Origin of the sequence: Sphingomonas sp. PP-CC-1A-547, from assembly GCF_003610375.1 — a bacterium.
GTDB lineage: Bacteria > Pseudomonadota > Alphaproteobacteria > Sphingomonadales > Sphingomonadaceae > Sphingomonas.
Genome location: NZ_RAPZ01000013.1, coordinates 51,523 through 74,609, shown reverse-complemented (window position 1 = coordinate 74,609; position 23,087 = coordinate 51,523). Strand labels below are relative to the sequence as shown.

16 protein-coding genes are annotated in these 23,087 nt (G+C 65.0%); 13 read left to right on the top strand and 3 right to left on the bottom strand.

Annotated features, from left to right (window positions below):
- Positions 1 to 183: 183 nt before the first annotated feature.
- From C8J39_RS13845 to C8J39_RS13820, 6 genes are all read left to right on the top strand, one after another.
- Positions 184 to 1,383 (top strand): ROK family transcriptional regulator, encoded by a 1,200-nt coding sequence (locus C8J39_RS13845; protein ID WP_120301011.1) that lies wholly within the window; start codon positions 184 to 186, stop codon positions 1,381 to 1,383.
- A 370-nt stretch (positions 1,384 to 1,753) separates the two neighbouring features.
- Positions 1,754 to 4,825 (top strand): TonB-dependent receptor, encoded by a 3,072-nt coding sequence (locus tag C8J39_RS13840; RefSeq protein ID WP_120301010.1) that lies wholly within the window; start codon positions 1,754 to 1,756, stop codon positions 4,823 to 4,825.
- The gene (locus C8J39_RS13835) at positions 4,825 to 6,003 is read left to right on the top strand and encodes a glycoside hydrolase family 43 protein (protein WP_243650107.1); all 1,179 of its coding nucleotides are present in this window, start codon (positions 4,825 to 4,827) and stop codon (positions 6,001 to 6,003) included. Before C8J39_RS13840 ends, C8J39_RS13835 begins: the two co-directional genes overlap by 1 nt.
- 104 nt (positions 6,004 to 6,107) lie before the next feature.
- Entirely contained in the window at positions 6,108 to 8,369 is a 2,262-nt protein-coding gene (locus C8J39_RS13830; protein WP_183038014.1) for a GH92 family glycosyl hydrolase, read from the top strand.
- A 14-nt stretch (positions 8,370 to 8,383) separates the two neighbouring features.
- Complete coding sequence (locus C8J39_RS13825) at positions 8,384 to 9,817, top strand: glycoside hydrolase family 125 protein (RefSeq protein WP_120301213.1); 1,434 nt, start codon at positions 8,384 to 8,386, stop codon at positions 9,815 to 9,817.
- 21 nt (positions 9,818 to 9,838) lie between these two features.
- Positions 9,839 to 12,166, top strand: a complete 2,328-nt coding sequence (locus tag C8J39_RS13820; RefSeq protein WP_120301008.1) for a GH92 family glycosyl hydrolase — start codon at positions 9,839 to 9,841, stop codon at positions 12,164 to 12,166.
- Between the two features lie 42 nt (positions 12,167 to 12,208).
- Here C8J39_RS13820 and C8J39_RS13815 read toward each other — a convergent pair whose 3' ends face one another.
- On the bottom strand, positions 12,209 to 13,966 hold the full coding sequence (locus C8J39_RS13815) for an aspartyl protease family protein (protein ID WP_120301007.1): 1,758 nt from the start codon (positions 13,964 to 13,966) through the stop codon (positions 12,209 to 12,211).
- A gap of 264 nt (positions 13,967 to 14,230) precedes the next feature.
- On the opposite strand from C8J39_RS13815, the gene C8J39_RS13810 reads away from it, so the two are divergent.
- The 7 genes from C8J39_RS13810 (at position 14,231) to C8J39_RS13780 (ending at position 19,171) form a co-directional block, all read left to right on the top strand.
- Positions 14,231 to 15,109 (top strand): ubiquinol oxidase subunit II, encoded by an 879-nt coding sequence (locus C8J39_RS13810; RefSeq protein WP_120301006.1) that lies wholly within the window; start codon positions 14,231 to 14,233, stop codon positions 15,107 to 15,109.
- Complete coding sequence (locus C8J39_RS13805) at positions 15,106 to 17,205, top strand: cbb3-type cytochrome c oxidase subunit I (RefSeq protein ID WP_120301005.1); 2,100 nt, start codon at positions 15,106 to 15,108, stop codon at positions 17,203 to 17,205. The genes C8J39_RS13810 and C8J39_RS13805 overlap by 4 nt, the downstream gene beginning before the upstream one ends.
- On the top strand, positions 17,202 to 17,828 hold the full coding sequence (locus C8J39_RS13800; RefSeq protein WP_120301004.1) for a cytochrome c oxidase subunit 3: 627 nt from the start codon (positions 17,202 to 17,204) through the stop codon (positions 17,826 to 17,828). The genes C8J39_RS13805 and C8J39_RS13800 overlap by 4 nt, the downstream gene beginning before the upstream one ends.
- Positions 17,825 to 18,130: a cytochrome o ubiquinol/quinol oxidase subunit IV gene (locus tag C8J39_RS13795; protein WP_120301003.1), complete on the top strand. Its 306-nt coding sequence runs from the start codon at positions 17,825 to 17,827 to the stop codon at positions 18,128 to 18,130. The genes C8J39_RS13800 and C8J39_RS13795 overlap by 4 nt, the downstream gene beginning before the upstream one ends.
- Positions 18,131 to 18,203: 73 nt before the next feature.
- On the top strand, positions 18,204 to 18,419 hold the full coding sequence (locus C8J39_RS13790) for a hypothetical protein (RefSeq protein WP_120301002.1): 216 nt from the start codon (positions 18,204 to 18,206) through the stop codon (positions 18,417 to 18,419).
- Between the two features lie 40 nt (positions 18,420 to 18,459).
- Positions 18,460 to 18,819 carry a hypothetical protein gene (locus tag C8J39_RS13785; RefSeq protein ID WP_120301001.1) on the top strand — a complete coding sequence of 120 codons (360 nt, stop codon included), beginning with the start codon at positions 18,460 to 18,462 and terminating at the stop codon, positions 18,817 to 18,819.
- A 148-nt stretch (positions 18,820 to 18,967) separates the two neighbouring features.
- Positions 18,968 to 19,171 (top strand): DUF5818 domain-containing protein, encoded by a 204-nt coding sequence (locus C8J39_RS13780; RefSeq protein ID WP_120301000.1) that lies wholly within the window; start codon positions 18,968 to 18,970, stop codon positions 19,169 to 19,171.
- Positions 19,172 to 19,433: 262 nt separating this feature from the next.
- On the opposite strand, the gene rpsU is transcribed toward C8J39_RS13780, so the two are convergent.
- A complete protein-coding gene (gene rpsU, locus C8J39_RS13775; RefSeq protein WP_031393196.1) occupies positions 19,434 to 19,634 on the bottom strand; it encodes a 30S ribosomal protein S21 in 201 nt (66 codons plus the stop codon).
- Between the two features lie 145 nt (positions 19,635 to 19,779).
- Entirely contained in the window at positions 19,780 to 22,740 is a 2,961-nt protein-coding gene (locus C8J39_RS13770; RefSeq protein ID WP_120300999.1) for a TonB-dependent receptor, read from the bottom strand.
- Positions 22,741 to 23,087: the final 347 nt, after the last annotated feature.

Genomic DNA, 23,087 nt, shown 5'->3' with positions numbered 1-23,087 from the left:
CGGGGGGATGCAGAAGATGGTCTTCAGACCGGGCCGATATGCCGCGCGTTCACTGAACGCCAATAGTGTGCGCTTGCCAAGCCTTCGCAATCGCGGGATCACTTCGTCACCGACGCTGAAGTCGCTATGTTGCAGCGCAGTGCGGCTTCGTCTTCTGTTCTCGAACCTGGATTATCGGTCCGCATGACTCTTCAAACGCCGCCGCGTCTGTCGGGGACCAACCTCGAGCGCGCCGCCGACCACAACCAGCGCGTGACGCTGCATGCGATTCGCCTCGGCGGATCGCTGACGCGGATCGACCTTGCGCGGATCACCGGGCTGACCGGGCCGGCGATCGCGAACATCACGCGGCGGCTGTTGCAGGAAGGCATGATCGAGGAGGCGGGGCAGCGTCGCGGTGGACGTGGTCAGCCGCCGACCAAACTCGTCGTCCGGGCCGATGCGTGCTATTCGATCGGCGTCAATATCGACCGCGACCATATCACGATCGTGCTGGTCGATTTCCTCGCGCAGATCCTCGCGCGCAAGTCGATCGAGATCAGCTTTGCGCTGCCCGACGACGTCCGCGATCTATTTCGGCGCTCGGTCCGCGCGATGCTGAAAAGCGCGAAGATCGATCCCACCAAGCTGGTCGGCATCGGCGTCGCGCGTCCCGACGACCTCGCGCTGGTTGCGATGCCGGGCCGTCCGGCGGCCTATGCGGCGTGGGACGGAATCGACATGGCGACGCTGTTCGACAAGCCGCTGTCGCTGCCGGTGTTCGTCGAGAACGATGCTGCCGCCGCCGCGATGGGCGAGATGCAGCTCGGCTTCGGACAGAATTACAGCAGTTTCTTCTACATCCTCGTGTCGTCGGGGCTGGGCGGCGGCTTCGTTGCGGATGGCGCGTATGTTCGCGGCACGCACGGGCGTAGCGGCGAACTGGGTTTCATGGCGGCCGGCGGCGGCAAGCGGGGACGCGAGACCGTGCAGAAACTGGTATCGCTATCCGGACTTGCCGAGCATCTGGAGAATTCGGGATTTGAGATCGGGCAGGTGCTGCATCAGGCCGACTGGGCGCCAGACATCGAGCGCTGCCTGGAGGAATGGGTGGAGAGGGCGGCGCACACGCTCTGCACGCCCCTCGACGCGATCAACTGCCTGATCGATCCGGCGGTGATCCTGATCGGCGGGCGCCTGCCGAGCCGATTGGTGGAACGGGTGGCGGAGCGGGTCAACGCGTTGATCCGGGACGCGACCGATGCGCCCGCGATCGCGCCGGTCCGCCGTGCCGCGCTGTCGGAGGATGCGCCGGCGGTCGGCGCGGCGATCCTGCCGTTCAGTCATTTCCTGCTGCCCAAGGCCGCTGCGCTCTGGAAGGATTCCGGCGCGGCAGCCGACTGACGCCGGTAATCGGTTTCGGTACCGCTATCCTGGCATGAAGGGACTCCGTGCGCTTGGCGTTGCGGAGCGCGGGCTGCTGTCGTCGTTCGTGTGCGACTACGCGAAGGCCGACGTGAATCGTTGCGGCGTCTTCGCTCAGACTATCGTCCCGTCAAAGAGTATTCGGCGAGTTACGTCCACAACGGCCCGAAACTAGCGCAACAATCTATTTGACAATTTGCTTTTACAATTGGCAAATAGACGGGTCGAGACTGCACGCCGACAGGATCCGATTCAATCGGACAGCCCAACCGAAAACGGTGGGCAGGCGCGCTATTCGCAGGGGTAAGTGAGGGGGCGCAGGCATCCTCACGAGGAAGAGGAAAGTCTGATGACCGCAAGCATAGAATCATGCTCGATCGTGGCGCGTCGCCATCGTCCGTTGTCGTTCCTGTTGGCCACGGTCAGTCTTACTGCTGCGTTGGCCGGTGCGGCGCAGGCTCAACAGGCCGCGCCTTCCCCTGCGCCTCCTCAGAGCGCGACGCCGTCCGACCAGGCGCAGCCCGCCTCGACCGCTACGGCGGAGTCCGGGCAAGCCGCCGGCACGACACAGCCGGATGGGTCGGCGCAGGACACCGGCGACATCGTCGTTACCGGGTATCGGCGTTCGATCGAGAAGAGCCTCACCCAGAAGCGCGAGGCGAACGCGTTCGTCGACGTGATCACCGCCGAGGACGTCGGCAAGTTCCCCGACAAGAACGTCGCCGATGCGTTGCAGCGCGTGCCGGGCGTGGTCATCACCCGCGACGGCGGCGAGGGCAGCCGGGTCAGCATCCGCGGCCTTCAGTCTGGCCTGACGCTCACCTTGCTCAACGGCAATTTCCTCGCCGGCGCCGACAGCGGCGAGCCGCAGCGGTCGTTCAACTACGTCCTGCTGCCGTCGACCTTCATCGCCAGCACCGAGGTCTATAAGTCGCCCGAAGCGCGGCTTGAGGAAGGCGGCGTCGGCGGCACCATCATCCTCAACACGCGGCGGCCGTTCGACGTGCCGGCGTGGTCGGGCTTCGTCTCCGCCGAAGGGACGTATTCGGACACCACCGAGAAATACGAACCGCAGCTTGGCGGGCAGGTCTCGTGGAAGAACAAGGAGGAGACGTTCGGCCTGCTGGTCGGCGGCGTCTGGCAGAAGCGCACCAACCGCGAACTGCGCAGTTCGTCCGAGAGCTGGCTGTGGTGGAGCGACCGCGACGCGCAGGGCAACGTCCTCAAGCCCGCGACCGACGTCAACGGCAAGGCGTTCGAGAACAACGACGCGATTTCCTACTGGCCGGGCCAGGGTACGACCGCGCGCGATGGCACGCATTATTCGGGCTATTGGGCGCCGCAGTCGGTCAACGCCGAAGTCTTCGACCAGGAGCGCGAGCGGTACGGGATCCAGGCGACCGCACAGTTCAAGCCGTTCGAGTCGGTCACGGTCACCGCGAACTATTTCCGGTTCGGCTATAGCAGCAACTTTACCTCGAACGTGCTGAAGATCCCGGAATGGGGCTATAACGACTTCTTCACCGGCGCGACGTTCGACAAGAGCGGCACGATCTTCCAGTCGGCGAACTTTGCGGTGCCGGCGGCGGGGACGGGCTGTCTCGCGCGCCCGACCCCGTGCACGATGGAGACGCCGCAGATCGCCGGCACGTACAGCCGCGAGAAGCAGGTTTCGAACACCTTCGAGACCGAGGTCAAATATAGCCAGGACCGCTTCGACGCCGTCCTGAAACTGGGCAAGACCAAGTCGAGTGGTGGCCCGTCGGTGCGCTTCAGCGTTGCCGCCAAGCCGCGCCTGACGACGCCCGGCCGGGAGCAGAACGGCAATCTGGTCAGCAACTGGAACATCTCTGACGGCATCGCCAACTTCGAGTTCTCGCCCGAGCTGCAGAACAACATCCGCAACGGGATCGCGCAGATCGACGTGGGCTCGACCAACTCGAGCTTCGTCAACAGCGATCTCGGCCAGCGTTATGCGCAGCTCGACCTGACGCGACGGTTCGACGGCTTCCTGAAGTCGGTGCAGATCGGCGGCAAGTGGCGCGACCTGAAGATCGGCCGCGAGACCGGCCGCAATGACTGGTATGCCGATCCGGCGACGTTGCTCCGCTATCAGGATACCGCCGCTGGCGCCGTCGCGCGGCCCGAATTCTTCTACGCGAACCAGATCGGCAACATCAACGGCGGCTTCAACGCCAACGTCGTGCCGGGCATCAATTTCGACGAATATCTAAAGTATCTGAATTCGACCTACGGCCAGGCGGTGCGGGTGTACGAACCCGACTTCGTCTATGCGCTGGGGGAGCGGGTCTTCGCCGGCTATGCGCAGGTAAACTTCGGGACCGGTGGTCTTCGCGGTAACGTCGGCCTCCGCATGGCGAACACGAAACAGTCGGGCAATACCTCCGACCGACTGCAATATCTCAACGACTATTGCGTCAACGGCCCCGGCGGGGCGGCCGATCCCAACCGTCCGCTCGGCCCCGATGGCAACTGCCAGGTGCTGCCGCTCAGCGTGCGCGAGACGATCGTCAACACGCGTGCCGACCAGTCGAAGACGTACACGGACTGGCTGCCAAGCTTCAACGTGTCGTACGACGTCACGCCCAATCTGCTCGTTCGCGGCGCGGTCGCGAAGGTGATCGCGCGGCCATCGTTCGAGAACCTGGGGTCGCAGCGGTCGCTCACCTTCCGCTCGGATGCCTATGCGTTCGATCGCGGCCAGTTCGGCGAGTTTGCCGGCTGGTCGGGCAGCGGCGGCAATTCGGACCTGAACCCGTTCTCGGCATGGCAATACGACCTTGGCATCGAATGGTATTTCCACCGCGGTTCGGTGCTCGGCGCGACCTTCTTCCGCAAGGACGTCTCCGATTTCGTCGTCCCGCTGGTCCTCAACGTCACGCGCGACGTCAACGGAACGCAGCAGCTGATCCAGCCGTACTCGACCGTCGCGAACGGGTCGAACGCACGCTCGCAGGGTGTCGAGCTGTATGCGCAGCACACGCTGCCCTTCGGTCTCGGCGCGCAGGTCAACTTCACCTACAACGACACCTCGGTGGCGGACGTGACGCTCGACGGGCAGAAAGTCGGTTCGTCCGCCTTGGTCGGCAGCGCCAAGACGCAGGTCAACGCCTCGGTCTTCTACGAACACGGCAAGGTGCTGATGCGTGCCTCGTACAACCGGCGGGGCGAAGTCGTCGGCGGGTTGCAGTCGGGCCTGAACGAATACACCGATCCGTATGCACAGGTCGATCTCAACGCGGCATACGCGCTGACCGACCGGCTGAACCTCACCGCCTCGGTGATCAACCTCACCAAGGCCGAGGAAAGCCGCCATCTCGGCAATGATACGAAGGATCGCTTCACCTACCGGAATTACTTCGGGCGGCGGGCCTATGTGGGCGTGTCGTTCAACTTCTGATGACCTGGTTTGATCGGCTTGTCTGTCGGGTGGCGCCTTCGCGGCGCTACCCTCCCTTTTCTCGCGGCGTCGCGTCACCGCATGTGGGCGAAACGCGCGGTCGGCGCGGGGTTCGGATCGCGCTGACCGCGTCCGCGCTGATGATGTGCGGGCTCGCGAGTGCGTCGAACCCGATCGTGCCCGGCTGGTACGCCGACCCCGAGATCCGCGTGTTCGCCGGCCGCTACTGGATCTATCCGACCTATTCGGATCACTACGGCAAGCCCGACGTCACCAGCCGCTTCTCGGCCGCGCAGAAATTAGCGCGGCAACGCAAGACGGTCCGTCCGTCCTACGGGATGCAGACCTTCTTCAACGCGTTCTCGTCATCCGACCTGGTGCACTGGACCAAGCACGACCACGTGTTCGACGTGCGGAACGCAGCGTGGGCGGCCTATGCGATCTGGGCGCCATCGGTGATCCAGGCGAACGATCGCTATTTCATGTTCTTCAGCGCGAACGACATCCAGAGCGATGCGGAGCTTGGCGGGATCGGCCTCGCGGTCAGCGACCAGCCCGGTGGTCCGTTCAAGGACGCGATCGGCAAGCCGCTAGTCGGCGCGTTCCACAACGGTGCGCAACCGATCGACCCGTTCGCGTTTCGCGATCACGATGGCCAGGTCTTTTTGTTCTACGGCGGCTGGAAGCATTGCAACGTCGTCCGGCTCAGCCCCGACCTCAAGCGCATCCTGCCGTTCGCCGATGGCTCGACCTACAAGGAAGTGACACCGCCCGGCTATGTCGAGGGCTCGTTCATGATCGAGCGCAGGGGCGTCTATTACCTGATGTGGTCGGAGGGCGGCTGGACGGGGCCGGACTATAGCGTCGCCTATGCGACCGGGCCGGGACCGACCGGGCCGTTCACGCCGCGCGGCAAGATCCTGTCGCAGGACCTGCGCATCGCGCGCGGGGCGGGGCATCATTCGGTGGTCAACGCCCCCGGCACCGACGACTGGTACATCGCGTATCACCGCCGTCCGCTCGACACCGATCGCGGCGAACACCGGCAGATCGCGATCGACAGGATGGTCTTTGCCGCCGATGGTCGGATCGAGCCGGTGGTGATGACCGATGCGGGCGTGAAGCCGCGACCGATTGGCGTGCAGAAGCCGACACGAAATACAGGGAGAGCGATGTGAGAAACAGGGCGATCGCCAATTTGCGCGGCACGGTAGCGGCGGTCGCGTCGCTTGCGCTCGTCGCGCCCGCGCCGATTCTGGCTCAAGCTACTTCCAACGGCGCGATGCAGCCGCAGGATCAGCCTTCGGTCGATCTGGTCAACCCGCTGATGGGGACCGATTCCGACTACACTTTGTCCTACGGCAATACCTATCCCGCGGTGGCGGTGCCGTGGGGAATGAACTTCTGGACGCCGGTCACCGGCAAGACGACCAGCGGCTGGGGCTACACCTACGACGCGAACAAGATCAACGGCATCAAGCAGACGCACCAGCCCAGTCCCTGGATGAACGACTACGCTGCGTTCTCGCTGATGGCGACGACCGGTGCGCTGAAGGTGAAGGAGGACGAGCGCGCGTCCTGGTACAGCCACAAGGCGGAGGATAGCCGGCCGTACAGCTACAAGGTCTATCTCGCCGATTACGACGTGACCGCGGAGGTCGCGCCGACCAACCGCGCCGCACAGTTCCGCTTCACCTTCCCGCAGAGCAACGACGCGCACATCATCCTCGACGGCTATGCCGGCGGCTCGATGGTCTCGATCGATAAGGCCAAGCGCCGCATCACCGGCTATGTCCGCAACAACCACGGCGGCGTGCCCGACAATTTCCACAATTACTTCGTCGCCGAATTCGACCACGACTTCACCGTCAGCCAGACCTGGGACGGCAAGGGCCAGGTCAGCGCGACGCCGACGCGCGAGGGCGATCATGTCGGCGCGGTCGTCAGCTTCAAGACGCGCAAGGGCGAGCAGGTCGGCGTCAAGGTCGCCTCGTCGTTCATCAGCCTGGAACAGGCCGAGCGAAACCTGCGCGGCGAGATCGGCGGCGACGGGTTCGATCAGACCAAGACCAAGGCGAAGGCGATCTGGCAGCGCGAGTTCGACCGCGTCCAGGTCACCGATCCCAATCTCGACAACCGCCGGATCTTCTACTCGGCGCTGTACCGCATGCTGCAGTTCCCGCGGATGTTCCACGAGGTCGATGCCAAGGGCCAGACCGTCCACTACAGCCCGTATGACGGCAAGGTGCACCCGGGCTTCCTCTACACCGACAACGGTTTCTGGGACACGTGGCGCGCGGTCTTCCCGTTCTTCGCGCTGATGTATCCCGAGCGCGACAGCGAGATCATGCAGGGGCTGGTCAACACCTACAAGGAGTCCGGCTGGCTGCCCGAATGGGCCAGTCCCGGCCACCGCGACGTGATGATCGGATCGAACTCGGCGAACCTGATCGCCGACGCGTATCTGAACGGCGTGCGCGGGTTCGACGTCGAGACGCTCTATGAGGCGATGGTCAAGAACGCGACGACGTCGCAGGGCCGCCCGGTCGACAAGAAGGGCAAGGTCGTCGGCGCGGTCGGGCGCGAGGGCGTCGAATATTATAACCGGCTCGGTTATGTGCCGTATGACGTCGGCATCAACGAGAATGCCGCGCGCACGCTCGAATACGCCACCGCGGACTTCTCGATCTCGCGACTCGCGACGGCACTGGGCAAGACCGAGGAAGCCAAGCTCTACGCCACGCGTGCGCAGAATTACCGCAGGCTCTACGACACGCAGAGCGGCTGGATGCGCGGTCGTAACAAGAATGGCAGCTGGTCGACGCCGTTCAGCCCGTACAAATGGGGCGACGCTTTCACCGAGGGGAATGCGCTGCACTATAGCTGGTCGGTGATGCAGGACGTGCAGGGGCTCGCCGACCTGATGGGTGGGCGCGAGGCGTTCGTGAAGCGGCTCGATTCGATCTTCACCACGCCGCCGATCTTCGACGACAGCTATTACGGGCAGACCATTCACGAGATCCGCGAGATGCAGATCGTCGACATGGGGCAATATGCGCACGGCAACCAGCCGATCCAGCACATGACCTATCTCTACGACTGGGCCGGGGCACCGTGGAAGACGCAATATCACGTCCGAGACGTGATGAAGAAGCTCTACTCGCCCGCGCCGGACGGCTATCCAGGCGACGAGGACAACGGCCAGACCTCGGCATGGTACGTGTTTTCCGCGCTCGGCTTCTACCCGGTCACGCCTGCGGTCGGGCAATATGCGATCGGCAGCCCGCTGTTCCAGACCGTGAAGCTGACGATGCCGAGCGGCAAGACGTTGACGATCGAGGCGGCGAACAACGGCCCCGGCAATGTCTACATCCAGTCGGCGAGCTTCAATGGCACCCCGCACGACAAGCCCTGGCTGACGCGCGCGGCGTTGCAGCAGGGCGGCACGCTGCGGTTCGTGATGGGGCCGACGCCGAACACCGCCTGGGGTGCGGCAAAGGCCGATGCGCCGTTCTCGATGAGCGCACCGGTGGCGGGACGATGACCATGGAGACCGGAATGCGCCTTCGTCGACGCGACGTGATGACGGGCGCCGCCGCGCTGGCCGTCACCGCGAGCGTGCCGCGCGCTGCCTCCGCCGCGGCGTCACTCGTGAGCAAGCGACCGCCACGCGGCCAGCGCCGCTTCGTCAGCCCCGCGGTCGAGGCCGAGATCGCGCGCGTGAAGGCCAAGATCGCCGACCCCGAACTCGCCTGGCTGTTCGAGAATTGCTATCCGAACACGCTCGACACCACGGTCAAGATCGGCACGGTCGACGGCAAGCCCGACGCGTTCGTCATCACCGGCGATATCGAGGCGCTGTGGCTGCGCGACAGTTCGGCGCAGATGCAGACCTATGTGCACCTCGCGCCGAAGGATGCCGGCCTGCGCCGCGTCTTCACCGGGCTGATCGCGCGGCAGGCGCGCTGCATCCTGATCGACCCTTATGCCAACGCGTTCATGGAGGATCCGACCGCCAAGTCGAACCTCGGCGCGCGGACCGACCAGACCGACATGAAACCGGGCGTCGCCGAGCGGAAGTGGGAGATCGACTCGCTCTGCTATCCGATGCGGCTCGCGCACGGCTATTGGACCGCGACGCGCGACAAGGCGCCGTTCGACGATCTCTGGGCAAAGGCGATGCGCCGCGCGGTCGCGACCTTCCGCGAACAGCAGCGCAAGGACGGCAAGGGCCCGTATCATTTCCAGCGCTTGAACGTCTCGCCGACCGAGACGCTGATGTTCGAGGGTTACGGCGCGCCGACGCGGAAGGTCGGCCTGATCCATTCGATGTTCCGCCCGTCAGACGATGCGTGCCTCTATCCGTTCCTGATCTCGTCGAACCTGTTCGCGGTGTCGGCGCTGCGCATGCTGGCGACGGTCCAGCGCGAGGCCCGCGGCGATATGGCGGGCGCGACCGACAGCGAGGCGCTGGCGACCGAAGTCGAGGCGGCACTCCGCGCGCATGGCAGGATGCCGGACGGGCAGGGCGGCGAGGTCTGGGCGTACGAGGTCGACGGCTTCGGCAACGCGATCTTCATGGACGACGCCAACGTGCCGAGCCTGTCGGGCCTGCCGCTGCTCGGCGCGGCGGATCGCAGCGACCCGCTGTTCCGCCGCACCGCCGCGCTCGCGTGGAGCGATCGGAACCCGTATTTCTTCACCGGTACCGCCGCGCGCGGGATCGGCGGGCCGCATATCGGGCTCGACATGATCTGGCCGATGTCGATCATCACGCATGCGATGAACAGCGATGACGACGCCGTGATCCGCCAGTGTCTTGCTTGGCTGAAGACGACGCATGGCGGCACCGGGTTCATGCACGAATCCTTCAACAAGGACGATCCGGCTAAGTTCACGCGCAGCTGGTTCGCCTGGGCCAATGGATTGTTCGGCGAGCTGATCCTCGACCTCGAGCGCCGCAAGCCTGCCTTGCTGGCCGCCCGCTACTGATATGAATTCCGGGAGATACACATGACCACCGCCAACCGCCGCCAGGTGCTCGCCGGCACCGGGCTCGCGGGCCTCGCCGCCGCGTTGCCCGTCACCAACGCCGCGGCGGCGCAGGCGCCGGTCGCGGGCAAGCCCGATCTGTTCGTCGGCACCGGCGGGCACGGCCATACCTATCCCGGCCCATCGCTGCCGTTCGGGATGGTCCAGCTTGGCCCCGATACCGACAACAGCCGCTGGGATGCGTGCTCGGGTTATCACCAGGACGATGGCTCGATCATGGGCTTCAGTCACACGCATCTGTCGGGCACCGGGATCGGCGACATGCTCGACGTGCTGGTCGTGCCGACGCGCGGGGCGTTGCAGCTGAAGCCCGGTGCACTCGGCAAACCCGAACAGGGGTATCGCCAGCGTTTCACCGACGAACTCGCCGAGCCCGGCTATTACCGTGTGAAGCTCGAATCGGGCGTGTTCGCGGAACTCACCGTGACCGAGCGGACCGGCCACCACCGCTACACCTTCCCGCAGGGGCCCGGCCACATCCTGGTCGACTTCGCGCACATGATCCTCGACGTCTGGGACAAGGGTACGTTGATCGACGAGGCCTCGCTGGCGCTGTCCGCTGACGGGATGCTGACGGGCAGCCGCCGCGTCCACCGCTGGGCGAAGGGCCGGCGCATCCATTTCGCGATGCAGCTCTCGCGCAAACCCGACCGCGTCCAGTTCTTCGGCGACGACGACGCGCCTGCACCGGCGGGTGCGAAGGGCGTCACCGGCAACCGCCTGAAGGTCGCGTTGTTCTTCGACCAGGCGGGCGGCGCGCCGATCCTGATCAAGACCGGCATATCCGCCGTCGACGTCGCCGGTGCCAAGGCCGCGCTTCAGGGCGAGGCGGCAGGCTGGCAGTTCGATGCGGTGCGGCGCTCGGCGGCGCGCACGTGGCAGACCGAACTCGACCGCGTCCGCGTCGATGGCGGCACGCCCGAACAGCGTACGATCATGGCTAGCGCGCTGTATCACGCGTTCCTGTCGCCGACGCTCTTCACCGACCGCGACGGCCGCTATGTCGGGCTCGACCGCAAGGTGCACCAGACGACCGCCGCCGAACCCGCGTTCAGCACCTATTCGATGTGGGACACCTACCGCGCGCTGCATCCGCTGCTCACCCTCGTCCAGCCCGACAAGGCGGCGCAGTTCACCCGCGATCTCGTCCGCCAGACCGTGCAGAGCCCGACCGGATCGCCGGTCTGGCCGCTCCAGGGCGTCGAGACCGCGTGCATGATCGGCTGGCATTCGGTGTCGGTGCTGGCCGAAGCCTGCGCCAAGGGGATCAAGGCGGATTACGCCGCGGCGTGGCCGCAGATCCGCAGCCGTGCGTTCGATCGCAATTTCCCCGACATCGACAGCACGCTCGGCCGCGGCTTCTATTACGACCTCGGTTTCGTGCCCGCGGACAAGACCTGGGAGTCGGTCAGCCGCACGCAGGAATATGCCTATGACGACTGGGCGATGGCGGTGCTCGCCGACGCGGCCGGCGCCAAGGCCGACGCCGCCGCGCTGCGCAAGCGCAGCCTCAACTACCGCAACGTCATCGATCCCAAGATCGGTTTCGCTCGGCCACGCTTTGCCGATGGCAGCTGGTGGGCCGACTACGATCCGATCCAGCTTGGCCACAAGCCCGAGAAACAGCGCGACTATACCGAGGCGAACGGGTGGCAGGCGACGTTCCTCAACCAGCACGACGTCTACGGCCTGATCGGTTTGTTCGGTGGCGATGCGGGGTTCGTGACGAAGCTCGACGCGCTGTTCACCGCGCCGTCGACGCTGCCCAAGAACGCGCCGCCCGACATCACCGGGCTGGTCGGGCAATATGCGCACGGCAACGAGCCGGACCAGCACGCCGCCTATCTCTACGCCTATGCGGGCGCGCCGTGGAAGACGCAGGCGATGGTCCGTCGCCTGCTGACCGAGATGTACAAGGCCGAGCCCGACGGCGTCATCGGCAACGACGATTGCGGCCAGATGAGCGCGTGGTTCATCCTGTCGGCGCTCGGCTTCTACCCTGTCGATCCGGTCAGCGGAGTCTATGTCTTCGGCTCGCCGCTGTTCGACGCGGCGCAGGTCGATCTCGGCCAGGGCCGCACGTTGCGCGTCGTCGCGAAGGGCAATGCGCCGGCCAGCCCCTATGTCCAGTCGGTCCGCTGGAACGGCAAGCCCTGGACACGGAACTGGATCACGCACGCCGACATCGGGCAGGGCGGCGAACTCGAGTTCACGATGGGACCGAAGCCGTCGTCGTTCGGCACTGCCAAGGCGGACCGTCCGCCGTCGTTCGGATCCCAGCCGCGATAGATGTGCCGCGCCGGGCGCAGGCAGGGAGACGTCGGCGTCCGGTCAGCCGTCGAGCCCGTACCGCGCCGCGCGTTTGGCGACGTTCGGGTTGATCGCGAGTGCGGCCTTGCGGTCTGCGTCCGCCGCTTCGGTCTTGCCCGCGCGTCGTTCGGCGATCGCGCGGGTGTAGAGCGACCAGGCGTTGCGCGGGTTGGCTTTGATCGCGGCGTCATAGTCGACGAGCGCGGCGTCGAGCTTGCCCAGGCGCAGGTTCACCAGCGCGCGGCTGTCCAGGTAGGCGGCATAGCCGGGGCGGAGCTTCACGGCGGTGTTGCAGTCGGACATCGCACGATCGAGCTCGCGGTTCAGCAGTGCGCGCGCCCAGCATCGGCCGTTAAACGCGGTGGAGCGGGCGGCGTCCTCGGGATGCATCTTCAACCAGGCATCGTAATTGACGATTGCGAGCTCGGGCTGGTCGAGATTTTCGTACAGGCCGGCAAGCTGGAGCCGGCGATCCGACCCGGCCGGCAGCGCGCGATCGGCGACCTTGGCATCTTCGCCCGCGCCATCCGGATCACGGCTCATCAAGCGGAGGCGTGCGCGCAGCAAGCGGACGTCGGTGTTGTCGGGCATAAGCGTCACGGCCTTGTCGAGGTCGGCCGCAGCGAGCAGGAGTTGGCCGTGCGCGAGCCGGGCCTGCGCGCGCTGATACACGTAGCGGCCTTCGGTCGGCGCCATCGCCACCGCCTTGTCGAGATCGGCGAGCCCCTCCTCGATCCGGCGCTTCGACACGAACACCGCGGCGCGTCGGCTGAACCCCTCGGCATCGGTCGGCACGGCGGCGGTGTCGGTCAGGTCGAGCTTCTCGCCCGCGGTGGTACGCGCGCCGCTTGGCGTCAGCCCGAAGACCGGGCCGCCTTCATAGGTCATGTAGAGCAGGTGGTTCGCGTTCGACACGAAGATGCGGTGCGTCAGGAAGAAATCGAACCCGATCAGCATGTCGCCGTCGATCCGGATGTCGGCGATCTGGAATTTCGGGTGCGGCACGGTCTCGCCGCCGAGGTCGATCGTATCGAACGCAGCGCGCCAGGTCGCGAGCTGCTTCGAGCCGATGCCCGAGTTCAATCCGACCGCGGTCACGCCCGGACTGGTCGGGGTGATGCCTGCGCGCTTGGCCGCGGCAAGCGTCATGACGGTGGTCTGCGCGCCTGAATCGAACACCGCGCGCATCTTGACGCCGTTGACCAGGACGGTGCCGATCGTGTGCGGCTTGAACGGTCCGGTGCCGCCGCGTTCGAGCGAGATCGTCGAAAAAGGTTTTCCCGCGGCCCAATAAGCGAGCCCGACATTGCCGCAGCCATCGACCCGCATCAGCCGCACTGTGCTATGCGGCAGGTCATATTCGACATCGGCGAGACCGAGGATGTTCTGGCCGAGCAGACCGGCCGTCCCCGTATCGCTGCCGCCGACGATGAAGCTCACTCGCGGGATCGGCAGGCCGGCGAGCGAGAAATCCTTTGCGCTGGCGACTGCTGCGGAGGTGTCGCCGTTGACGCCGCGCAGCCGGAACCAGGGGGGAGCCGGTTCGCTCGACAGCCCGAACTCCGCGGCCGACGCGCGCGACACCGTACTGTAGAACGCGCCGCTATCGACGATGAACCGCGTGTCGCGCGTGCCGAATTTCGCATCGACCATCGCGCGGCGACCGGTGAGGGTCACGGGCAGTTCGGCGATCTTGCTGACCTTGCACGCAGCCACCGCCGGGCCAGCCGCCGTCAGGCTCAACAGCGCGAGCACACTCAACCGAACCCGTCCGCGCATGCCCGTCTCCCGATCCCGACTCTCGATCCCAGGCCAAAGACTATCGGAGCGACTGCTGCGGGCAAGTGACGACGGTGTCACGCGGAGCATTTGATGATCGAGCGGAAACCGGATTTCGGCATGAAGTTTTTGTTAAGGAGCAGCCGTACTGGTAGTCGTGCGTTGCGGCAAAGGGGACCCTGGAGCATCACGCTGTGGGACGGCTTCTTTACGGAGCCGGCGCGAAACCGTTCCTGGGCGCGGGTGGTGCGACAAGGGGGCCAGGTGTTCGTTAGATTGAAGTGGAGACTATCGCGGTTGGCGCCGCTCTCGATCCTGATGGGTCTAGGGGGTTGCACGGCGCTGTCGCACGGGTTCTTCAACCCGCAGGGGCCGGTGGCAGGGCACGAGCGCGACCTGTTCGTCACCGTATCGATCGTGCTGATGTTCGTCGCCGGGCCGGTGCTGCTGCTGACGCCGCTGTTCGCGTGGCATTACAGGCTGTCCAACCGCGGCGACGCGTACCGGCCCAAATGGAATTTCAACTGGTGGGTGGAAGGGCTGATCTGGATCCCGCCCGCCGGGATCGTCATCGGGCTGGCCGTGCTGCTGTGGCACTGGACGCAGATCGACGATCCGTATCGGCGATTGCCGGGCGCGGCGCCGGTCGAGGTGCAGGCGATCGCGCTCGATTGGAAATGGGTGTTCGTCTATCCCGACCTCGGCGTCGCGTCGGTCGATCGGCTGACCATTCCCGCTGGGCGCCCGGTGCATATCAAGTTGACCAGCGGCACTGTGATGCAGTCGATGCTGATCCCGCAACTCGCCGGGCAGATCTATGCGATGGGCGGTATGACGACCGAATTGAATATCCAGGCGCACCGGCCGGGACGGTTCCGCGGCGAGAACACGCAGTATAACGGTGCCGGCTTCCAGCAGCAGAAGTTCGACGTCGTTGCGGTGTCGCCGGCGGAATACGATCGCTGGGCGGCGGCTGCACGTGGCGGCAAGCGCACGCTCGATGCGCAGACGTGGCGGCGGCTGTCCGCGCGGTCGATCATCACGCATCCCGTCGAGTTCGCGCATGTCACGCCACACCTTTTCGACCACGTTGTCGCCGCGACCGGTGGCATGACCCATTCTTCTCCGAAAGCCGTTCGATGACCGTTTCCGTTCCCCTCTGGCCCGCCGTGCTCGGCCGGTTCGGCTGGCAGGATTTGCCGTTCGTGCGCGCGTGGGAGAACCCGACGATCAGCGAGATCATCGGCGCGTTCGCGGGCGCGCTGGTGGTGGTCGGCGCGGTCGTCGTCGCGGCGCTGCTGACGCGTTATGGCAAGTGGCGGTATCTGTGGACCGACTGGCTCACCAGCCTCGATCACAAGAAGATCGGCATCATGTATATCGTCGTCGCGTTCGTGATGCTGTCGCGCGCGCTGGTCGAGGCGGTGCTGATGCGGATGCAGCAGGCGGTCGCGATCGAGAACCCCGGTTTCCTCTCGCCCGATCATTTCGGCCAGCTGTTCTCGACGCACGGCTCGATCATGATCTTCTTCATGGCGATGCCGTTCCTGACGGGGATGATCAACTATGTCCTGCCGCTCCAGATCGGCGCGCGCGACATGGCGTTTCCCTGGGCCAATTCGATCGCGCTGTGGCTCACCATCGGCGCTGCCGGCCTCATGATGGCGAGCCTCGTCGTCGGCGAGTTCTCGACCGGCGGATGGAGCGGCTACCCGCCCTATACCGAGCGCGCGTTCAGCCCCGGCGTCGGGGTCGACTACTGGATTTGGGCGGTGACATTGGGGTCGATCGGCTCGACGATGGCGGGGATCAACATCGCCTGCACCGTCTACAAGCTGCGCGCGCCGGGCATGCGGTTCATGCGGATGCAGATGTTCGCATGGACCAGCCTGTGCACGTCGATCCTGATGATCTTCGCGATGCCGCCGCTGACCGTCGCCACGCTGTTGCTCGCGCTCGACCGCTATCTGGGGTTCCATTTCTTCACCAACGACCTTGGTGGCAACATGATGAACTACGCCAACATGTTCTGGCTGTTCGGTCATCCCGAGGTCTACATCCTTATCCTGCCCGCGTTCGGCGTGTATTCGGAGGTCGTGTCGACCTTCTCGACCAAGGATCTGTACGGCTACACCTCGCTGGTGATCGCGACGATGGCGATCGCGGTGCTGAGCTTCACCGTGTGGGTCCATCATTTCTTCACGATGGGGCAGTCGGCCAACGTCAACGCGGCGTTCGGGATCGCGACGATGACGATCGGCGTGCCGACCGGCGTGAAGATCTACGACTGGATCTGGACGATGTTTCGCGGCGAGGTGCGCTTTACCGTGCCGATGCTCTACGCGCTCGCGTTCATGATGACGTTCGTGCTGGGCGGCTTCACCGGCATCATCCTGGCAATGCCGCCGCTCGATTACCTCGTCCACAACACGCTGTTCCTGGTCGCGCATTTCCACAACATGCTGATCCCGGGGCTGCTGTACGGGATGCTGGCGGGCTATCATTACTGGTTCCCGAAGGCGTTCGGTTTCCGCCTCGACGAGCGCTGGGGGCGGATCGCGTTCACTTGCTGGGTGGTCGGCTTCTACCTCGCCTTCTTCCCGCTGTACGTCCTCGGCGCGAGCGGGATGGCGCGGCGGACGCAGGCGATCTTCGAACCGTCGTTCCGGCCCTGGCTGTACGTCGCCGGCGTCGGCGCGTTCGTCCTGTTGGCGGCACTGACGTCGCTCGGCATCCAGTTGTGGGTGAGCATCCGCGACCGTGCCAATACATGCGTGGAAGCGGGCGACCCGTGGGATGGCCGTGGGCTCGAATGGTCGGTCAGCGCCCCGCCGCCCGAATACAACTTTGCGGTCCTGCCGCTGATCGACGGGCGCAACCCGTTCTACGATCACAAGCATGACGAGGGCCAGCCAGACCCTTACGCCTCACCAGGGGCTTACGAGGACATCGTCGTGCCGCGGGGTAGCGCAACCAGCGTCGTGATCGGGCTTGCCGCCGCGGTTGCCGCGTTCGGCCTGATCTGGGAGATCTGGGGGCTGACGATCGTCGCGTTTCAGGTGATCGTCGCGGCGGTCGTGCTACGCAGCTTCGGTCGCGACCAGCATCGGACCATTCCCGCTGCGGAGGTCGCGCGCGAGCATGAGGCCTGGCTGACGCGCGTCCGGGCGACGCCCGCGATTCCGCGGCAACTGGAGACCGCCGCGGTCAATCGTGGCCTTGCGGAGATCGTGGCGTGAGCGAACCCGAACTGGCGCATGCCGGCCTTAACCTCGGCGACACCGGCGCGCTGACGCAGGACAAGGCGGAGAACGCGATCTTCGGCTTCTGGATATTCCTGATGAGCGACGCGGTGATCTTCGCGCTGCTGTTCGCCACCTACGGCACGATGATCGCCAGCACCGTCGGCGGCCCGACGCCCGCCTCAGAATTCAAGCTGCTGCCCGCGTTCGTCGAGACGCTGCTGTTGCTGACGAGCAGCGCGACGTTCGGCCGCGCGACGATCGCGATGAAGTACGACGAACCGCGCCGCGTGCTGTTCGGCTGGCTCGGCGCGACGCTCGGCCTCGGCCTCGTCTTCCTCGCGCTCGAGGCGAACGACTTCGCGACGATGTTCGCGCACGGTGCCTATCCGATGCGCAGCGGCTTCCTGTCGTCGTTCTTCGCGCTGGTCGGGCTGCACGGGCTGCACGTCGCGGTCGCGTGCTTCTGGCTGGTGGTGATGGTCGCCCAGGTCTGCGCGTACGGCCTCGATGCCCGCGTAAGGATCAACCTGTTGCGGCTGGGGCTGTTCTGGCACCTGCTCGACATCGTCTGGATCGCGATCTTCTCGGTCGTCTATCTGCAAGGGAATATCGGATGAGCAACCGGACCCGCGAACTGCGCACCTATGCGGTCGGCTACGGCCTCTCGCTCGTGCTGACGGTGGCGGCCTTCGCGATGGTCCGCTGGCCGTCGTTCGGTGCGCGCGCGATCTTCGGCAGCGTACTGGCGCTGGGTCTCGTCCAGATGGTGGTGCAGTTCCGCTGTTTCCTCCACATCAGCCTCAAGCGTTCGTCGCGCCACGACCTGCAACTAATTCTCTTTTCCGCGCTCATCATCGCGCTGATGGTGTCGGGAACGCTGGTGATCCTGTTCAACCTGCGCGGGCGGATGATGGGGTGAGGGCGGGCGACTGCGTAGCGGGGTGAACCGAACAAGGGCCCGCAGCGTTTGAACGGCAGCCGACACGCGCGACGTGCGCGGCGCAGTAGGAGAGCAGAGTGTGGGGCAATCACCGTTCCTGAACGATCCGCGGGAACAGCTGGCCAGGCATATCGCTGCGGCGGTCGCCTCACCGATCAACGAGGTCCGCGCCATGCACATCAGGGCGGCGGAGCATCTTTCCGAACTGGCGAAAGAGAACCGCCTGCCGGCGCGCTCGGGCAAGACGAAGACGGCGAAAGACGCCTAGAGGTTTCGGACCGTATCGACCTGTCGGTGAATCGACGAGGATGACATCGATCGGCTGGATGCCGGCGGCTCGGCGAGCCTGTGAGAATTTTCGCGCGGCGACCGCCGGTTCGCGCAACGCGAGGCACTCCGTCTATATCGTGCTGCTGCATGACTCGCGGTTCCCGGAGCGCTGGGGATTGTATGTCGGGCAGACGTCGCGCGATCCGGACTGGCGGTTCGATCAGCACAAGCTGGGGTACAAGGCCAGCGGTGCGGTCAGGAGGTTCGGGGTGCATCTGCTCCCCGAACTCGTCGAGCATCTGAACCCTATGCAGCAATGGGAGTCGCTGGAACTCGAAGCCGCGCTCGCCGATGCGTTTCGAGAGGCGGGCATTCCGTGGGTCGAGGGCGGCCATTAGCGCACGACCGGCATCGGTGCGGAGAGTATCGTTCGATGCAGTGATCGACCTGGTCGTTGGGGCGGAGAAATAATATGCGGCGTAACTGCATGGAAACGCCTCGCTTCTTGGGATACGCGCTATCCTGATCAACGGGAATGGCACGCGCATGACGACAATCGGGACAGTAATCGACGAGACCGGGATGCTGCTGCGCGATGGCGGTGCATTCTATCTACGTCGGGATATCGGCGGTCGCTACCAGCTCGAGCTGCACCGCGTACCGGTCGATCTGGTCGAGAAACGGGTGCGCGTGCGCGGTACGCTCGTCGGCGCCGACCTGGTCAACGCGGACGGTGTCGCCCCGGAATAGACGCATCAAGGTATGGATGGCGGCGTGAGGCCTGAGCCGGAGCCGGGACGGGCTCAACTGCCAAAGTCGTTAGGCGGCCGTCATCGTCAGCAGCGATGATTCTGCTGTGAACTCACAGTTACGTCGGCAGGATGTCTGGATCGAGTGGATACGCGATGTCGCGAAACAGTCGGCCAGTGCCGCAGGCGCCATTCCAGAACGGCGCATGATGTCGGACCGGGCTTGCACGACCATTATCGTGCAAGGCCCGGTCCGGGAACGATCAGTTATCGCGCTCGGCACGCTTGCGATCGGCCTTGCGTGCACGGCTGACCGCGGCAGCATGCTCGCGTGCACGCTTCTCCGACGGCTTCTCGTAATGACGACGAAGCTTCATCTCGCGGTACACGCCTTCGCGCTGCAGCTTCTTCTTCAAGGCGCGGAGGGCCTGGTCGACGTTATTGTCGCGAACGATTATTTGCATGCTATCTAGGGCTCTCGGCTATCGTGACGGTCTTTCGAATCAACGCCCGCTTTATGAGCGACGCGACAGGAAGCCAAGTCCCTATCGGCCTGGCCGACCACGCGGCCGTCATTGAAGGGGACTTTTTGCCTGTTCGGGTCGGTCGTCACAGCTTGAAGTTGACGCCGAACGTCACCGTGCGACCGATTCGGGTCTGGAACAGCGTGTCCTGGCGGACGCTGTCGGTGTAGAGCCGGTTCTGTTCGTCGGTGAGGTTGGTGCCTTCGACGATCAGCTTCACGTTGTCCGTGACCGCGAACGAGGCGGAGGCGTCGACGAACAGCGTGCTGTCGTTGCCCTGGAGATCGCTGCCGGGGGAGGCCGGGATGCCGCGGATGAAGCCGTCGCGGTAATTGGCGGTGCCGCGGATGCTGAACTTGCTGTCCTCGTAATAGAGCGTGCCCGATGCGGTGTTCTTCGACAGGCCGATCAGGTTGGCGGTGGTCGTGACGGTGGGCACGCCGTTCACGCTGGCGAGGATATAGTCGATCCGCGAGGTGACGTGCGTGTAGTTCGCCAGCGCGCCGAAGTTCCTGAGGAACCCTGGCAGGAAGGTGAACGGCACCTGCGCGTTGACCTCGACGCCCTTCAACGGGCCACCCGGCGTGTTGAGCGGCTGCGCGATCGTGAACTGTTCGCTCGGCAACGTGTTGCTGCCCGCGAGAAGTTCGTTCGGCAGGCCGAGATCGCTGAACGGGATGAGCGTGTTGACGCTCTGCACGTAGGATTTCAGATCCTTGTAGAAGAACGCGGCGGACAGCAGCGCGCCCGGGCGGAAATACCATTCGATCGCCGCATCGAAGGTGTTGGCGCGGATCGGATCGAGTTGGGGGTTCTGGACGCTGCCGTTGCGCGTGATCGCGTTGACGCCGCTGGTGGGAGTCAGCACGCCGAGTTCCGGTCGGGCGAGCACCTTCGCGCCCGAGAAGCGGAACAGCAGGTCTTCGATCGGTTCGATCACGAGGTTACCGGAGGGCAGCCAGTCGCTGTAGCGCTTGTTCGCGGTGGCGAACCGTCCCGTCACGCCTGTCGGCGAGCCTGCGAGCGCGACCGAGATGAAGCCCGACGACAGCTGGTCGGTGTGGACGAAGCGGACGCCCGCATCGCCGCGAACGCCGATGCCGCCGAGCCGGTCGCCGAGATCGAACGCCGCCATCGCATAGGCCGACGAGACTTCCTCGAGCACGCGGCTGGACTGCGCGCCGCATTCGGTGCCGCAATAGCGCACTGCATCCAGGTTGAACGTGCTGATCAACTTGTCTGGATCGAGCGAAGCCCAGCTCGACGGCGCGCCATTGCCCCAGAGATTGCCGACGCCGCTGATCTGGTGCGTGATGTCGGCGAGCGTGGTACCGGCGGGCAGCGCCCTGGTGAGCGTGTCGGCGGTGTACGGAATGACGTTGCGCAACGTGAAATCGCTGCGGCGATATTGGCCGCCCGCCTTCAGCGTCAGCACGTCGGCGACCTTCCAATGCAGGTTCGTTTCCGCGGTCAGTCCGTTGTTGGTGTTGGTCGAGGGACGCGCCTGGAAGCTGTAGCCGCCGCGTACGGTGCCATCGGCAAGCGCAGGTCCGTAGTTGAAGCGGGTCGGATCGGACACGTCGAAACCGAAGCCGAGCTTCGGCGTATCATTGCCGTCGCGGTAATCGATCGAGAAATTGGGCGTGTCGATCGCATCCATGAAATACTGGAAGCGCCGCTTGCCGAACGCCTTGGCCTGGTTGAGCCCGAACAGCGCGGTGATCCCGAAGCTGTCGGTGAAGTCGTGCTTGATGTTGAGATTGGCCTGCTTGAACGTCGACGTGAAATCGTCGACCAGCCCTTCGGAGCGAACGTCGACGCCGTCGAACAGGCCGTAGATCAGGCCGCCTTGCGGTGTCAGCTGGACGTCCTTGATCGACATCACTGGCTGGCCGTTGTTCGCGGCCGAGCGCGCGAACGAAATCGCCTCGATGTAATTGTCCCGGCGCACGACATGGAAACGCGAATAGAGCAGGTCGAGCGAAATATCGGTCGCCGCGTCGGGCTGGAACTGGAAGCTGAGCGTGCCGCCGAGCCGCTTCTGCTTCTGCTCCGAATTCAGATAGCGCGGGATGCGCGGGAAAAACGCGCCACTGCCGGCGGTGTTGGGCAGGTCGGGGCGGCGCGCGGCGAGCACCGTGTTGAACGCCGCCGCCGTGCTGGTACGCGGCGTGCCGGGATAGCAATTCGCGGCATCGGCACCCTTGCTGCCGATCGCCGGCGTGGCGGGCGCGAAGCCGACGGGCGAACAGAACAACCCGTTGGTATTGGCGGACAGGATGTCGACCGCGGAATAGCCGACTTCGCGGATGTCGCGTTCCTGATAGGCGACCGAGCCGAGGACGCCGAACCTTCCGTCGTCGAACTTCTTGGCGATCAGCAACGAGGCGCGAGGGTTCACCTTCTTGGCGAGTTCGCTGTAGACGCCGCGGACAGTCGCGCTGAGCGTGAAGTCCTGCTTGCCGGCCAGTGGCTTGGGTGCGGACAGGTCGACGGTCGCGCCGAGCGAGCCCTCCTCGACATCGGCCGAGGGCGTCTTGCGAACCGCGAGCGACGAGAAGATCTCGGTCGGGAAGACGTTGAAATCGAAACTACGACCGTTGTTGCCACCGCCATAGATGTCGGACGATCCGGTCTGCGACGTGCCTTCCATACCGTTGATGCGGACGCGGGTAAATGCGGCGCCCAGCCCGCGGACCGAGATGTTGCGGCCCTCGCCACCGTCGCCGCGGGCAAGCGCGACGCCGGGAATGCGCTGCATCGATTCGGCCAAGTTCGAGTCGGGGAACTTGCCGATGTCCTCCGCGACGATGCTGTCGATCGCGGCGGTCTCGTTGCGCTTCTGGTTGATCGCAGTGGTGAGCGACGCGCGGAAACCCGTGACGATGATGTCGTCGGTCTGGATTGCATCGGCCGGTGTGTCAGCCACCGGGGACGTATCCGCGGTTGTCTGCTGAGCGGCTGCGGAGGTAGCAATGCCGGCAGAGAGCAGGGCGAGCATGGACGTGCCGCTACGGATGCAGGCCGTGAGACGTAAACCGTTCATTGGTATCCTCCCCTTTGCGCGGAACCACTCTTCGGTGATGTACCACATTGTAAGATGGTAAATCATATATCACCAGTTTATGGCCGTGTCAGTCATTTTTTCCAGACGGCGATCTGGGCCCAATTAGCGCGCAAGTGCAGGCGAGCGATTTCGGGTCTCCGGTACAAGTCTGCGTTTGACGCGGACATTCTCATCAAGTAATCATTCGTCTCACAAAATGAGATGATGCAAATCATTGGATGAGACGTGGATATGCTGCGTTGCCGGTTGAACGAGACCGGGCGGGCAGGACGCGGACATCGTTCGATGGTGTGTACGACGCGCCTCCGGTGGGGCGCGGGGGATGA